We start from the raw sequence: 14,347 nt of genomic DNA on the forward strand, positions 1-14,347 counted from the left end.
GGGGGCTTAGGGCCTTAGATGACGAGCAAGTAGAGCTGTCATCCTAGGCGTACAAAGAATTTTCTTTGCTTGAACAACGAAAATAGAGCCATTCCGCGCCCTCTGCGCAATCTTCTGCGTCTTCTGCGGGCTTCGTCGTCCTCACGTCTCGAGCCAGTATGGCAAGGCCCTTCGGCTAGCACCTCAGAATGACAGAACACACTAGAGCATCAACCAAGACCCTAAGTCCCTATCTTACAGATTCGTATTGTTTAGCAGGTTGCTGACGGTTTGGGAAATGACTTTGCCGTCGGCCTGGCCGGCCAGCTCGCGGGCGGCTACGCCCATGACCTTGCCCAGGTCGGAGGGGCCGGTGGCGCCCACGCGCTGGATGATGTCCACGAGCTTCTCTACCAGGTCGGCTTCGGAGAGCTGCTGGGGCAGGTATTCTTCGATGATGGCCAGCTCGGCCAACTCGATTTCTTCGAGGTCGGAGCGGAACTGCTTCTGGTAGGTTTCGGCGGCTTCGCGGCGCTGCTTGGCGGCTTTGGTTAGCAGCTTCAGCTCGGCATCGGGGGTGAGGGCGCCGTGTTGGCCTTCGGCGGTTTCGGCCAGCAGAATCTGGGACTTTATGCTGCGCAGGGCCGTGAGGCGCACTTTGTCTTTGGCCAGCATAGCCTTTTTGATATCGGCGTCGATGGTTTCTTTCAGAGCCATAGTTCGGAGAAGATAATGGGGTGCAAGATTACGGCTTATTCCCGAAAACGGAGCCGTTTGACGAGGTAGAGGCACTGGCCAGCGCCGCCCGCAAGCCGGCAGGCTGGTCGAGGTACAAGGCCACGCGGCTCACGGAGCGCCGCACGCCGTACGGCCCCACTGCCTCGTGCGGGCAGCGCAGCGTCAGCAGTACGTTGGGCGGCGTGAGCAGGGCTTGGGCCAGATTGAGCAAACCAGGGGCGCGGGGCGGCGCTTCGGTGAGCGAGTCAATAGCCTCGACATCGGCCACCGGGAGGCGCAGCTGCCACAGAAAGCCAGTGCGCAGCACCAGCTCACCGGTTTGGGTGAGCAGCATGGGCCGCAGGCGCACGGCCCGCACGTGCGCTACCAGCACCATCAGCCCGTACAGGTGCAGCCCCAGCGCCACCCAGGCCACCAGCGGCTGCCAGCGCATCAGCAGCAAGTGGGCCGCGCCCATTTCAGCTACTGACAATAACGCTACCGTGCTCATCAGCGCCGTGAAAGCCGATTCCTGGTGGGTGGTAAACACCACGTCGGTGGTTTGCACCTCCGGCCGGGCCCGCCAGCTCAGGAAAGCGTAATACACCGTGCTTACTTCCATGACGACGGGCGCCGTTAAGCGTCCGAACACCGGGCGCACGGCCTCGTCTAGAGCTTCCACGTAGCCCGCAGCAACTAGCCGTGCCGCCCGAAACGCCCGCCTGATGCGGCGCAGATTTGTTATTAGCAGGCCAAAAACCAGCGCCTCCACGGCCACCAGGCCGTGCCGGGCCCAGCCCAGGTATTGCTGTTGCGAAACCGGCAGCAGCCAGTAGCCCAACGCTACGGCCGCAGCAAACGCGCCGGCTACGGTGCTGACGGGCAGGCGGTAGGGCCGCACTACCAGCAGGTAGAACAGCAGCGGCGGCAGCACCAGCACGTCGAAGCTGACGGCGGCGGGCAGCAGGGGCTGCGTGGCAAAATCGGGGCGGCGGATGATCAGCAGCTCCACCCCTACCCCGGCTGCCAGCAGCAGGCCAAAGAGCAGTAGGGGCCGCAGGCGGAGCGTGGGGGTAAGGGTCATGGATGAAAACGTGGGCGGACCGGGCTGCGCGGGGTGCGTATCTTTGAGCACATACGGACCTCCGCCCAGCCCTCGAATATGACCAAGCTTAGTGTAAACATAAATAAAATAGCCACCCTACGGAATGCCCGCGGCCACAACCGCCCCGACCTGCTACAGGCGGCCCGCGACTGTGAGCGGTTCGGGGCGCAGGGCATTACCGTGCACCCGCGGCCCGACGAGCGCCACATCCGCTACCAGGACGTGCGCGACCTGAAACCCATCGTCACGACGGAGCTGAACGTGGAGGGCAACCCCACCCCCGACTTTCTGGCCCTGGTGCACGAGGTGCGCCCCGAGCAGGTAACGCTGGTGCCCGACGCACCCGACGCCATTACCTCCAACGCCGGTTGGGACACCATCACCCACCAGGACTACCTGCGCGGCATCGTGGCCGACCTGAAGCAGATGGGGGCCCGCGTCAGCATCTTCCTCGACCCCGTGCCGGAGCTGGTGCGCGCCGCCGCTACCACCGGCACCGACCGGATTGAGCTGTACACCGAGGACTACGCCCGCCACTACCACGCCGGCCGCGAAGCTGCCCTCCGCCCCTACCGCGAGGCCGCCGAGCTGGCCCAGGAACTAGGGCTGGGCCTGAACGCCGGCCACGACCTCGACCTCGACAACCTGGCCTACTTGAAGCAGAACTTACCCGGCTTGCAGGAAGTTAGCATTGGCCACGCCCTCATCTGCGACGCCCTGTACCTGGGGCTGGAAAACACCATTCAGCTGTATCGACGGCAGCTGGTATAGCGGTGTAGCGTAAGCTTCAGCTTGCGCCGTGAGCCTCTGTTTCTATTCATCTTACTTTCCGTTTCGCGCTTTCCTTCAGATGACGGCGCAAGCTGAAGCTTACGCCACATGCCCCGCCTTTCGCTGCCTGATTTTCTGCAAGAGCCCACTGCCCACGTGCCTATTTTGGATGTGCGGGCGCCGGTGGAGTACGCCCACGGCCATATTCCGGGGGCGGTGAGCTTGCCGCTGTTTTCGGACGAGGAGCGGGCCCGCATCGGCACCACCTACAAGCAGGTAAGCCAGGAGAAAGCCGTGCTGCTGGGGCTGGACTTTTTTGGGCCGAAGATGAGCCAGCTCGTGAAGCAGGCGCAGAAGCTGGCGCCGCACCGGCAGGTACGGGTGCACTGCTGGCGGGGTGGTATGCGCTCCGGAGCCGTGCAGTGGCTGCTGGAGCTGGCGGGCTTTCAAGTACAGCTCCTCGACAAAGGCTACAAAGACTACCGGCGCTGGGTGTTGGACGAAATAGCCCGGCCCCGCCCGCTGTGGACGTTGGGCGGCCTCACCGGCTCGGGCAAAACCGACGTGCTGCACCAGCTGGCTGCGCAGGCCCAGCCCGTGCTCGACCTCGAAGGGCTGGCCCGGCACAAGGGCTCGGCCTTCGGCGCCATCGGGCAGCCGGCCCAGCCTACGCAGGAGCAGTTTGAGAATGACCTGGCCGCCGCGCTGGCCCGGCTGCCGACTACGGCGCCGGCCTGGGTGGAAGACGAAAGCCGTACCATTGGCAGCGTGCACGTGCCGCCGGGGCTGTTTGGGCAGCTGCACGCCGCGCCGCTGCTGGTGCTGGAGGTGCCCCGTGCCGCGCGGGTGCGTAAGCTGGCCGCTGAGTACGGGCAGCAAGACCCCGCCGCGCTGGCCACAAGTATTCTGCGCTTGCGTAAGCGTCTGGGCGGCTTGGTGACGAAAGAAGCCCTGGCTGCCATCGGCGAAGACGACATGGAAAAGATGGTGAGCCTGGTGCTCGACTACTACGATAAAACCTACGCGCACGGACTGGAAGGCCGCCGCGTCACGCGCGTGCCCACTGCCACCGCCGACCCGGCTGTGAATGCGGAGCTGGTGCTGCAGGTCGTTGCACGTGACTTTTTCTCCAGCCGCATCTGATGCGCACCTCTTCCACTGCTTGTTCTGCCCTGCTTCTCATTTGCTTTGGACTGCTAGCAGGGTGCAGGAATAAAGCGACGGCTTCGCTACCTCCCCGACACGAGCAGTTACTAGGCTTTAAGTCAGTATTCATGGCCAATGAAGGTGATGAAACTGCCTACCGAAAGCTGGGCTTAGCCAGCAAGCTGCGCAAAGGCACTATCGACGTAAAGCAGTTTCGCGACATCCTCTACATTTCGCTGCTCTACCACGCCAATGCTTGCGGAAGCTATGCGGGCAATATTCGTATTAGCCGCGACACCATCTATTTGCAGTATACTCTCGTCTCTGACGAAGTATGTGCCTCCGGGCGGATTGATCAACTCACGTATCTGGTCAATAATCCTGAACGGATTCATTACAGGGTCAGCTACCCCGAGTAAACAGTGTTGTTTTACAACCTCAATTGAATTTCAGTCGGTTTCTCCGCCAAGGCGGCATTTTCGCTTTTTACTACCATGCTCTCCGACACTCCTGCTCAACCCGACGACCAAATTCGCCTTACCCAATACAGCCACGGCGCCGGCTGCGGGTGCAAGATTGCGCCCAAGGTGCTCGACCAGATTCTGCACACCAGCTTGCCCCAGCCTCAGCACGAGCGGCTGCTGGTGGGCAATGCCTCCCGCGACGACGCGGCCGTGTACGACATCGGGGGCGGGCAGGCCGTCATCAGCACCACCGATTTCTTCATGCCCATCGTGGATGATGCCTACGATTTTGGGCGCATTGCCTCGGCCAACGCCATTTCCGATGTGTACGCCATGGGTGGGCGGCCCATTATGGCTATTGCCGTGCTGGGTTGGCCCATCGACAAGCTGGCGCCCGAAGTGGCCCGCCGCGTCATCGAAGGCAGCCGCAGCATCTGCCAGGAAGCCGGCATTCCGCTGGCCGGTGGCCACAGCATCGACTCGCCGGAGCCCATTTTTGGCCTGGCCGTGACGGGGCTACTGGAGATTGAGCACCTGAAGCGCAACGACACCGCTACGGCCGGCTGCGAGCTGTACCTAACCAAGCCCTTGGGCGTGGGAATGCTCACCACGGCCCAGAAACGCGGTATTTTACGGCCCGAGCACGAGCAAATTGCGCCGCAAAGCATGATGTGTCTCAACAGGATTGGGACGGAGCTAGGCCGCCTAGAAGCAGTGCGCGCCATGACCGACGTTACGGGCTTCGGGCTGCTGGGGCACCTGGCGGAGGTGTGCGAAGGCAGTGGCCTCACGGCCGAGGTGGCGTTCGGACGGGTGCCGCGCCTGCCCGAAGCCGAGGAGTACCGGGCGCAAAAAGCCATTCCGGGTGGCACGGCGCGCAACTGGGACTCCTACGGCCACAAAATCGGCCCCGTCACCGACGAGCAGCGGCAGTGGCTCTGCGACCCGCAAACCTCCGGCGGCTTGCTGGTGTGCGTGGACCCGGCCGGCCGCGCAGCCGTGCAAGCCGTTTTTGCCGCTCACGGCCTTGTCTTGGAGCCCTTCGGCCGCCTGCGCGAGCATGCCGCTGACGAGCCGTGGATTCTGGTGCGGTGAGGCACCCAGGGCTGAAGCCCTGGGCTAGGTAGTGGCTCTCGGCCAGCTTCTCCCTTGCTTGTAAGCTACCGCGTAACAGCCAAAAGTAAACGGTTCTGCTTCATTGAGTGTCCCCGCAGCCGAACCGGAGGCCAGTATATCTACCGCTTCGTTGCAGTCGTCAGAAGTTACCTCCGGTAGAGATGCTTCGGCAAGCGGACGCCAGATGAAGCATGACATTCCACTTGTCACCTGTCACTTGTTACCTCTCACTTCTAAAATCCACTCCAGGTGAAGCTGATTTCTGTTTTGCGGCCGATGCTGGAGTTGGGCGCGGTGCTGGCCGCTTTGCTGCTGGGCTTGCGGCTGGTGACGGGGCTGTTTGGGGGGCGTGGGCGTGTGTACCGGCCGGGGTTTGGGCGGCAGCTGTACCTGCTGTTCTGGCCCCTGCTCTGCCTGGCCGTGGGGCTGCCATTTCTGGGCTCCTTGTTTGTGGCAGAGTCGCTTTCTGCTTACGAATGGGCGCTAGTGCTACTATTGGGCTCGGTGGTAGTGGGGTTTTCGGGGCCGGCTCTGGTCCTGCATCTACAGTATTATGTTCGTAATCAGCACACCGCGCTGGTATTTGACCCCAAGCGCAACCTGCTAGAGGTGTACGAAGCCGGCCAGCTGATTCCGTTCGGCAAGAGCGACCTGGTGCGGGTAGAGCGGGTCACGTGCCGGTCGCGGCGCATGTTCTGGAGCCCCTATACCTACCTGCGCCTGCACTTGCGCAGCGGACAGGTGCTTACCCTCACTTCCCTGCTCATCAACCTGGACCCGCTCACGGAGTTCCTGCGCAACACGCCGCTGGAACGCACCACCCGGTGGCTGTGCCTGCTTTGAGCAAGCTGTAGCTCAACGGTTTGTTGCTTACTTTGCCGGGTGCTACGGCAAGAACCCGCGGCTTGACTGGCCTTCTGTTTACGGTTTGTCGGCTACTTTGCGGTGTTCTGACCTTCTGCGTTTCTACCTGATGCGGCGCCTCGTGCTTCTTTTTCTGCTGCTTTGCCGGTCTGGGGTTGCCTGGGCGGCCCCGGAGCAGTCTGAACGGGCGCTGCTGCGGCAGCTCAGCACTCCGCTACCCGACACGGGCCGCGTGCGGGTGCTCAACCAGCTCTGCGAAGCCCTGCACGACCGGGCGCCCACCCGGGCACTGCGCCACGGCGAGCAAGCCGTGAACCTGGCCCGCCGGGTACGCGACCAGCGCGGCCTGCTGCTGGCATTGCTTAACCTGGCCAGCTGCTACGCTAATCTATCCGATGGCCCCCACGCTTTGGAGCTGCAGCGCCAGGCCCTGCTGCTGGCCCGGCGCCTGAGCCACCCCGACGGGCTAGTGCGCAGCTACACGGGTATGGGCGGCGTGCACCATGAGCGCAACGACACGGCCGCTGCGCTGCTGCACTACCGGCGGGCCCTGGAGCTGGCCTACCAGCCGGGCGTGCAGGTGCGCACCCAGCTGGTGCTGTTCGGCAACCTCGGCAACCTGTACTTTTCCTTGCAGCGCCAGCCAGAAGGGCTGGTGTTTACCCGCCGGGCGCTGGCCCTGGCCCGCCGCACCGGCGACGTGGCCGGCGAGTCGCAGTACCTGGCCGAGCTGGGCTCTTTCTACCAGCAGCTAAACCAGCTTGAAACCGCCGAGGGCCTGCTGCGGCAGGCGGTGGCGTTGGTGGAGCCGCTGGAAAACTTCCGCTTCGAGGCCGGGCACCGGGAGCTGCTGGCTGCCGTGCTGCTGCAACGCCAGGAGCTGCCCGAAGCCGAAGCCCTGACCCAACAAGCTTTAGGATTGGCCCGCCGCATCAACTACCAGGAGCGGGTGCTGGATGCCTACGAGCTGCTGGCCGAAATCAACGCCCGCCGCGGCCAGTACGAGGAGGCCTTTGCCTGGCAGCGCCGCTTCCAGGCCCTCAACGACAGCATCAACAGCCGCTCCCGCCTCCAGACCCTGGCCGCCCTGCAAACCCGCTACGAAACTGCCGAAAAAGAAAGTCAGATTCGGTTGCTCACGGAGCGCGGCCAGGTGGCCCAGCAGCGTAACCGGGCGTTGCTGGGCACGGTGGCCGCCTTGCTGCTGGGGCTGGGCGTGGCCGGGCTGCTTTACGCCCAGCTGCGCCGCAACCGGGCCGATTTGGCCGCCAATAACCGGGCCTTGCAGGAGGCCACCCACGAGCTGCGGCAGCTGGCTGCTTCCAAAGACCGGCTCTACGCCATTGTGGCGCACGACCTGCGCGGGCCGGTTACATCCTTTGCCGGCGTAACGGAGCTGATTGACTTCTACTTGCAGCGGGGCGACGAGCAGGGCCTGCGCCGCCTGCCGGCCCTGGTGCGCCAGTCGGCCCACCAGCTCAACCACCTGCTCGACAACCTGCTGAGCTGGGCCGTGAGCCAGACCGGAGAGCTGGCCTTCCAGCCCGAGCGCCTGCCCGTAGGGGCTCTGTTTGATGAAGTGACGGCCCTGTACGCCAGCGCCGCCGAAGCCAAGCAGCTTACCCTGCACGCGGCCACCACCGCCCCCGACCTTGCCGTGTGGGCCGACCCGCACATGACCCGCACCATCCTGCGCAACCTGGTGGGCAATGCCCTGAAGGCCACCCCAGCCGGCGGCACCATCCAGCTCAGCGCTGCTCTTACCGCTACTTCAACCGGGGTGCAGCTCCATGTAACGGATACGGGCCCCGGCATGCTTCCCGAGCAAGTTGCGGCCCTGCTCAGCACCGACGGCCCCACCTCGCTTTCGTATGCCCCCCGGAGTGGCACAGGCCTCGGCCTGCCACTGTGCCGGGCGTTTGCCCGCCGCCAGGGCGGCTCTCTCTCCATCAGCAGCACGCCTGGCCACGGCACTACCGTATCCGTCACGCTACCCGCCAGCCAGGGAAACGACGGGCCGTTGGTGATAGTGAGGTGATGAAGAAAAAGGGTGAGAGGTGAGAGGTGAGAGGTGAATGGTAACAGATAGACCGTCATGCTGAGCGAAGGCGCAGCCGCAGTCGAACCGAAGGTCGCCGCAGGCAAGCATTTCTACCGCGGGCTAACTTTCATCATGTGCAGACGAAGCGGGAGAGATGCTTCGGCTGCGCTCAGCAGGACAAGTAGTACTCATGCGTCACACGCGAGATGCTTCGCGGGGCTCAGTATGACGGTCTATTCACAGCTGACACCAGCTCCCTTATCGAAGTGGGGTTGCCTACCTTTGCGCGTATGCTACTTCACTTCCGCGAAATGGGGCAGGGCACGCCCCTGGTCGTTCTGCACGGCCTGTTCGGCACCCTCGACAACTGGCAAACCCTGGCCCGGCGCTGGGCCGACGCCGGCCACCGCGTGGTGGTGGCCGACCTACGCAACCACGGCCGCTCCTTCCACTCCGACGAGCACTCCTACGAGCTGATGGCCCAGGACGTGCGCGGCTTGCTCGACCACCTGAGCCTGGACGCCGCCACCACTACCCTGCTGGGCCACAGCATGGGTGGCAAAACCGCCATGCGCTTCGCCCTCGACTACCCCGACCGCCTGGCCCGCCTGGTGGTAGTGGACATAGCCCCCGGCTTCTCCGACATGCGCCACCAGGACAACATCATTGCCGGTCTGAACGCCGTGCCCCTGCCCACGCTCGAAACTCGCCAGCAGGCCGACGAAACCCTGGCCCACCACATTCCGCAACCGGGCGTGCGGCAGTTTCTGCTCAAAAACCTCTACCGCCAGGACGACAACTCGTTTGCCTGGCGTCAGAACCTGGCAACCCTCACTCAGCACCTGTCCGCCATCGGGGCCGAAGTAACCGCGCCCCAGCCGTTCCTGAAGCCAGCCTTGTTTATCCGCGGCGGCAAGTCCGACTATATCACCGCCGAAGACAAGCTCACCCACATTCCGGCCCTGTTTCCTAACTCCCAGGTCGAAACCGTGGTGGATGCCGGCCACTGGGTGCACGCCGAAAAGCCCGACGAGGTGTTTCAGCTGGTGCAGGCGTTTATGGGCTCGTAAGTGCCTTCAATGCCGATTACTCAGCGAGTCTACTTGCTTTTGAAGCTCTGATTTTCCTGTTCTTTACCTCATGAACACGCTGCCCGCCTCCTCGCTCACCCGGCTCCAGGGCCAGTACGAAACCGTGTTCCAGCTGCTGGCGGAAGTTGACCCGGCCCTGCTGACCCGGCGGCCGGCTTCGGGCAAGTGGAGCATCCACGAAAACCTGGCCCACATCGGTACCTACCAGGCCACGTTTCTGGCCCGGATGCAGCGCATGCAGGTCGAAGACACGCCCCAGTTTGCCCGTTACGTAGCCGATGAGGACCCCACGTTTGCCCCCATGGTGGCCCGGCCCCCGGCCGAGGTGCAGCAGGCGTTTCGGGAGCTGCGCCAGCCGCTGCTCGACTACATCACCAGCCTGACGCCCACCCAGCTGGCCCGCCCGGCCCGGCACCCGGTCTACGGCCACCTCACCGGAGTAGCCTGGGTGGAGTTTTTTCTCTTGCACGAGACGCACCACCTGTTCACCATGTTCCGGCTGCTCGGTGAGCTTTCGGCGCCCCCACAAGTCAGCGCATAACCTATTCAAGTGCAAAAGACGGTGTCTTGGTGCAGGTTGACCTTGTAAAACTTCGCGCCTACTTCGCGAAAGACTCAACCGCCCGGCCCCGCTTCAATTCCTACTTTTTAATTCTCAATTTTTAATTGAACACGCCCGGCACGCTCTACCTTATTCCTACCGTTTTGGCCGACGACACGGCCGCCCAGGTGCTGCCGCCCCAGGTGGCCGAGCGGGTGGCGGCACTGTCGTACTTTCTGGTTGAAAATGCCCGCACGGCTCGGCGCTTCATCAAGAGCGTGGCCCCGCAGCAGGTAATCGAAGAGCTGAGCCTTACTGTAATCGACAAGGACAGCACCGAGGCCCAGATTCAGGCGGCCCTGCACCCCGTAGCGGCTGGCCAGGATGCCGGCGTGTTGTCCGAAGCGGGCTGCCCCGGCATTGCCGACCCCGGCGCCGAGCTGGCCCGCCGCGCCCATCAGCTGGGCCTGCGCGTGGTGCCGCTGGTGGGGCCTTCGTCGCTGCTACTGGCCCTCATGGCTTCCGGAATGAACGGGCAGAGCTTCGCCTTCCACGGCTACCTGCCCATCGAGCGGCCCCGGCGCGTAGCGGCCCTAAAGCAACTGGAAAAGCAGGCCATCAGCCAGCACCAAACCCAGCTCTTTATCGAAACGCCCTACCGCAACCAGCAGCTCCTCGATGACTTGCTGGCCACCCTTCAGCCCGGCACCCGCCTCTGCGTAGCCGCCAGCCTTACGGCTCCCACTGAGTACGTCCGCACTGACACCATAGCCGGCTGGCGCAAGCAAGGCGCGCCCCAGCTGCACAAGCAACCCGCCGTTTTCCTAATAGGGGCGTAGGGGCGCGTGCGACGCGCCCCTACTTCAGCAGCTGATACACCAGCAACGACGACACGTAGGCCAGACCCGTCATGTATACTAGCTGCAAAATCGGCCACTTCCAGCCTTTGGTTTCGCGGTAGGTGGCGGCCAGGGTGCTCATGCACTGCATGGCAAACACGTAAAACACCAGCAGAGAAAAAGCCCGCACCGGGGTAAAGAACGGCTGTCCGTTGTCGTCTTTCTCGGCGGCCAGCTTCTGCTGCACGGTTAGCTCGTCGGCGTCTTGGCCCACGCTGTAGATGGTGGACATGGTGCCCACAAATACCTCCCGGGCCGCAAACGAAGTGAGCAGCGAAATGCCGATTTTCCAGTCGAAGCCCAGGGGCCGGATGGCTGGCTCGATGAAGTGGCCGAACCGACCGGCGTAGGAGCTTTCCAGCTTTTCGGAGGCCACGTGGGCGTCGGTTTGCTCGGGCGTGAGGCGCCGGCGGGCGGCTTCGGTGCGAGCCTGGGCTTCGGCCCGTTCCATATCAGTGCCCGGCCCGTAGGAGGCCAGCACCCAGAGCAGAATCGAAATAGCCAGAATCACCTTGCCGGCTTGCAGCACAAAGGTTTTCACCTTTTCCACGATGGTCAGGGCCACGTTTTTCCAGCGCGGCCAGCGGTACACCGGAAACTCCATGATGAAGTAGCTCCGCTCCTGGGTCTTCAGCAGCAGCTTCATGGCCCAGGCCGACAAAATAGCCGCGAAGAAGCCCAGCAGGTACAAGCCCATCAGGGCCACTCCGCGCAGGTTGAACACACCCAGCACCGGCACGTCGGGCACCACCAGCCCAATCAGCACCGTGTACACCGGAATGCGCGCCGAGCACGACATCAGCGGCGTAACGAAGATGGTAATGAGCCGGTCCTTGCGGTTTTCGATGGTGCGCGCACTCATAATGGCCGGCACGGCGCAGGCCACCCCCGAAATCAGGGGCACGATGCTCTTGCCGTTCAGTCCGAAGCGCCGCATAATCCGGTCCATCATAAACGTGACGCGGGCCATGTAGCCGGTTTCCTCCAGCACGGCAATGAAGGCGAAAAGCAAGGCAATCTGCGGAATGAAAATCAGCACCCCGCCCAGGCCCGCCAGCACACCCTCGGTAAGCAGGTTGATCAGCGGCCCGCTGAAATTAGTCTGAATCAGCCCGTTGATCCAGGCCACGCCCTGGTCAATCAGCTCCATCGGCCAGCTGGCCCAGGCAAACACGGCCTGAAACATCAGAAACAGCACCCCGAAGAAAATCAGGTAGCCCCACACCTTGTGGGTCAGCACCCGGTCGAGGCGGTTGCTGTAAGGCTCATTCCGCTCGGTGCGCGTAACGGACACGCAGTTGAGCAGGATGTCGTTGATGCGGGCGTAGCGGCTGATGGTTTCCTGGGCCTGCCGGGCCGTGGGCTCGAAGCCGTACTGCTGCACCAGCTCCTGAATATACGCCCGGTCGTCGGCCGACAGCTGCCGGATGTGACGGTACTGGTGGGCGTAGTGCAGGGCCAGGTAGTCGTTGTGCAGGTTGAAGTAGTAGCGAATCTGCCGAATCATGGGCAGCAGCTCGGCTTCGGGCTCGTAGAACTGCACGGTGGGCGCGTCCAGCATCTGCGCCATGACAATCTTGAGGGCCGCCACCCCAATGCCTTTGCGGGCATTCATCGGAATAACGGGCACGCCCAGCTCCTGCTGCAAGGCCGCCACATCAATGTGCACGCCGTGCTGCTCGGCCACGTCCATCATGTTCAGGGCCAGCACCGTGGGCAAGCCCAGGTCGGCGAGTTGGGTGAACAGCAGCAGGTTGCGGCGCAGGTTGCTGGCGTCCACCGTCACCACCACAAAGTCGGGGTAGTGGGGGCTGGTTTTGTCGTAGAACAGGTCGGTAATAACCTTCTCGTCGAGGCTCTTGGGATAGAGCGAGTAGGTGCCCGGCAGGTCAATGATTTCGGCGCGGTGCTGGGGCGTGAGCTGGCTCAGGCCCGTTTTGCGGTCCACCGTCACACCCGGAAAGTTGCCCACCTTCTGATTAAGGCCCGTGAGCTGGTTGAACAGCGAGGACTTGCCGGAGTTAGGATTGCCCACCAGCGCAATGCGCGTGAGCGGGCCGGGGTGCCGCACGGCGGCGTATTCCAGCTGGGCTGCCGAAGCACCTGCGCCGGCCCGGCCGGTAAGGAGTTGCCCGACTGCCATATCAGAAAATGCTATTTCAAAAGAATAGTGGCCGCCTCGCTCACCCGCAACGACAGCGTGTAGTCGGCCGTGTCGCCGACGACCAGCGTAATGGGGCAGCCCAGTGGGGCCCGGCTGTTGAGCCGCACCCGCGTGCCCGGAATGCAGCCCATTTCCAGCAGCTTCAACGCCATTTCGGGGTCTTTAAGGCAGCAGATGGTGCCACTCTCCCCCAGCTGGAGGTCTTTCACGCTACGCGGCGCGGCAGCAGATGGGGCAAGCGGAGAGCGGCTGGACACAGGCTATTTTTTATTTAGATTTACTTCAAACAAAGGTACCACCCATTTAGGTTTCGGCCAAAAAGCAGATTTCCGGTTTGGGTAGTCTAGCTTGCAGCTAACCCGCTGATTTTGTAATTTTTCCGAAAATAAATTGCATTAGTATAAATATTCTGAGAGTACTTGCTTTTTATGCTCAGTTTCATTGTAATTTTGAGTGACCTTATACTGCATGCATATGCTCCAACGCGTACTCTCTTCTCTCTTTCTAGCCCTTCTGTTGCCGATTCTGGGTTTTGCTCAGGAGAACAAAATATCGGGCCGTATTGTCGATGACAAAACCAAGGAGCCCATTCCATTTGCCTCCATCGGCTTGAAGGAAGAGCAAACCGGTGCCCTGACCAACGAGTACGGCTATTTCCAGATGGCCATGCCCGACAAGAACCCCCAGGACTCGCTGATTGTTAACGCCCTGGGTTATTTCCGCAAGGCTATTCTCATCAAGCCCGGCATCAAGGTGCAGGACATGATTATTGAGGTGCCGAAGCGGGCCATCGAGCTGAAAAACGTAACGGTAACGGGTGGTAAAATCAAAGATTTGCAGCTAGGCTCGAAGTCGAGTACGCCGGGCGAAGGCATGATTCAGGGCATGCCGGGCAGCCAGTACGCTTTCTTTGTGAAGAACGACAAGAACAAGAAGCTCGGCAACGTCCGCTCGGTGTCGTTTTACATCGGCGAAAACGGCTTCCCCCGCGAGCCATTCCGGGTGCGCCTCTACAAAGCCGACGGCAACTACAACTCGCCCAACACCGACCTGCTGACCGAAAACATTGTGGTGTCGGCTCCGAAAGGCGGCGAGTGGTACACGGTTGACCTGACCCAGTACAACATCGAGGCCCCGACCGAAGGCTTTTTCGTGGCGATGGAGTGGATTGTGAGTGGTGACAAGTTCTACACCACCAACTTCATGGACAACTACACGCCCTACGGCCAGATTCTGCGCCCCACGTTCGAGTTCAAAGAAAGCCGCACCTGGAACTACACCATCGGCCGCGGCTGGAGCCTGATTACCCTGGCCAACGGCGGCCAGCGCTACAACGCCATGATCCGGGCCGAAGTAGACCAGATCAAAGACTAATTACCGAGCTGGCTGATTAAGCTGATTGCGCCGATTTTCGGCTAGTCTTACTCCTTTACTAAAAAAGCCCGGCTG

14 protein-coding genes are annotated in these 14,347 nt (G+C 62.3%); 10 read left to right on the forward strand and 4 right to left on the reverse strand.

All coding sequences use genetic code 11. The features are described from left to right. Positions 1-234: 234 nt before the first annotated feature. Together OIS53_RS12675 and OIS53_RS12680 are read right to left on the reverse strand one after the other, a co-directional pair. Positions 235-696, reverse strand: coding sequence for a GatB/YqeY domain-containing protein (locus OIS53_RS12675; protein WP_264678939.1), 462 nt, complete (start codon positions 694-696; stop codon positions 235-237). Positions 697-724: 28 nt separating this feature from the next. Next, positions 725-1,780 carry a hypothetical protein gene (locus OIS53_RS12680; RefSeq protein WP_264678940.1) on the reverse strand — a complete coding sequence of 352 codons (1,056 nt, stop codon included), beginning with the start codon at positions 1,778-1,780 and terminating at the stop codon, positions 725-727. Positions 1,781-1,858: 78 nt separating this feature from the next. On the opposite strand from OIS53_RS12680, the gene OIS53_RS12685 reads away from it, so the two are divergent. From OIS53_RS12685 to OIS53_RS12725, 9 genes are all read left to right on the forward strand, one after another. Then, positions 1,859-2,572: a pyridoxine 5'-phosphate synthase gene (locus OIS53_RS12685; protein ID WP_264678941.1), complete on the forward strand. Its 714-nt coding sequence runs from the start codon at positions 1,859-1,861 to the stop codon at positions 2,570-2,572. Between the two features lie 108 nt (positions 2,573-2,680). After that, a complete protein-coding gene (gene mnmH / locus OIS53_RS12690; protein WP_264678942.1) occupies positions 2,681-3,715 on the forward strand; it encodes a tRNA 2-selenouridine(34) synthase MnmH in 1,035 nt (344 codons plus the stop codon). Between the two features lie 131 nt (positions 3,716-3,846). Continuing rightward, on the forward strand, positions 3,847-4,137 hold the full coding sequence (locus OIS53_RS12695; RefSeq protein ID WP_264678943.1) for a hypothetical protein: 291 nt from the start codon (positions 3,847-3,849) through the stop codon (positions 4,135-4,137). 75 nt (positions 4,138-4,212) lie between these two features. Further along, complete coding sequence (selD, locus tag OIS53_RS12700) at positions 4,213-5,277, forward strand: selenide, water dikinase SelD (protein WP_264678944.1); 1,065 nt, start codon at positions 4,213-4,215, stop codon at positions 5,275-5,277. 270 nt (positions 5,278-5,547) lie between these two features. Continuing rightward, positions 5,548-6,141, forward strand: coding sequence for a hypothetical protein (locus OIS53_RS12705; protein WP_264678945.1), 594 nt, complete (start codon positions 5,548-5,550; stop codon positions 6,139-6,141). Positions 6,142-6,283: 142 nt separating this feature from the next. Then, positions 6,284-8,200, forward strand: a complete 1,917-nt coding sequence (locus tag OIS53_RS12710; RefSeq protein WP_264678946.1) for an ATP-binding protein — start codon at positions 6,284-6,286, stop codon at positions 8,198-8,200. A 293-nt stretch (positions 8,201-8,493) separates the two neighbouring features. Then, entirely contained in the window at positions 8,494-9,273 is a 780-nt protein-coding gene (locus tag OIS53_RS12715) for an alpha/beta fold hydrolase (protein WP_264678947.1), read from the forward strand. A gap of 70 nt (positions 9,274-9,343) precedes the next feature. Continuing rightward, positions 9,344-9,835, forward strand: a complete 492-nt coding sequence (locus tag OIS53_RS12720; RefSeq protein ID WP_264678948.1) for a DinB family protein — start codon at positions 9,344-9,346, stop codon at positions 9,833-9,835. Positions 9,836-9,960: 125 nt separating this feature from the next. Then, entirely contained in the window at positions 9,961-10,674 is a 714-nt protein-coding gene (locus OIS53_RS12725; protein WP_264678949.1) for an SAM-dependent methyltransferase, read from the forward strand. Positions 10,675-10,693: 19 nt separating this feature from the next. On the opposite strand, the gene feoB is transcribed toward OIS53_RS12725, so the two are convergent. Both feoB and OIS53_RS12735 read right to left on the reverse strand, forming a co-directional pair. Then, a complete protein-coding gene (feoB, locus tag OIS53_RS12730) occupies positions 10,694-12,877 on the reverse strand; it encodes a ferrous iron transport protein B (RefSeq protein WP_264678950.1) in 2,184 nt (727 codons plus the stop codon). 11 nt (positions 12,878-12,888) lie between these two features. Next, the gene (locus tag OIS53_RS12735; RefSeq protein ID WP_264678951.1) at positions 12,889-13,155 is read right to left on the reverse strand and encodes a FeoA family protein; all 267 of its coding nucleotides are present in this window, start codon (positions 13,153-13,155) and stop codon (positions 12,889-12,891) included. Positions 13,156-13,372: 217 nt separating this feature from the next. Between OIS53_RS12735 and OIS53_RS12740 the strand changes: the two genes are divergently transcribed. Continuing rightward, positions 13,373-14,272: a carboxypeptidase-like regulatory domain-containing protein gene (locus OIS53_RS12740; RefSeq protein ID WP_264678952.1), complete on the forward strand. Its 900-nt coding sequence runs from the start codon at positions 13,373-13,375 to the stop codon at positions 14,270-14,272. The last annotated feature ends 75 nt before the right edge of the window (positions 14,273-14,347 follow it).

This window comes from Hymenobacter sp. YIM 151500-1 (genome assembly GCF_025979885.1).
Classification (GTDB): domain Bacteria; phylum Bacteroidota; class Bacteroidia; order Cytophagales; family Hymenobacteraceae; genus Hymenobacter.

What these genes read in the sequence shown, in the direction of transcription:
- OIS53_RS12680 (WP_264678940.1), bottom strand. Translation starts at nt 1,780, where the DNA reads ATGACCCTTACCCCCACGCTCCGCCTGCGGCCCCTACTGCTCTTTGGC.
- OIS53_RS12675 (WP_264678939.1), bottom strand. Translation starts at nt 696, where the DNA reads ATGGCTCTGAAAGAAACCATCGACGCCGATATCAAAAAGGCTATGCTG.
- OIS53_RS12685 (WP_264678941.1), top strand. Translation starts at nt 1,859, where the DNA reads ATGACCAAGCTTAGTGTAAACATAAATAAAATAGCCACCCTACGGAAT.
- selD (WP_264678944.1), top strand. Translation starts at nt 4,213, where the DNA reads ATGCTCTCCGACACTCCTGCTCAACCCGACGACCAAATTCGCCTTACC.
- feoB (WP_264678950.1), bottom strand. Translation starts at nt 12,877, where the DNA reads ATGGCAGTCGGGCAACTCCTTACCGGCCGGGCCGGCGCAGGTGCTTCG.
- OIS53_RS12695 (WP_264678943.1), top strand. Translation starts at nt 3,847, where the DNA reads ATGGCCAATGAAGGTGATGAAACTGCCTACCGAAAGCTGGGCTTAGCC.
- OIS53_RS12740 (WP_264678952.1), top strand. Translation starts at nt 13,373, where the DNA reads ATGCTCCAACGCGTACTCTCTTCTCTCTTTCTAGCCCTTCTGTTGCCG.
- OIS53_RS12720 (WP_264678948.1), top strand. Translation starts at nt 9,344, where the DNA reads ATGAACACGCTGCCCGCCTCCTCGCTCACCCGGCTCCAGGGCCAGTAC.
- OIS53_RS12715 (WP_264678947.1), top strand. Translation starts at nt 8,494, where the DNA reads ATGCTACTTCACTTCCGCGAAATGGGGCAGGGCACGCCCCTGGTCGTT.
- mnmH (WP_264678942.1), top strand. Translation starts at nt 2,681, where the DNA reads ATGCCCCGCCTTTCGCTGCCTGATTTTCTGCAAGAGCCCACTGCCCAC.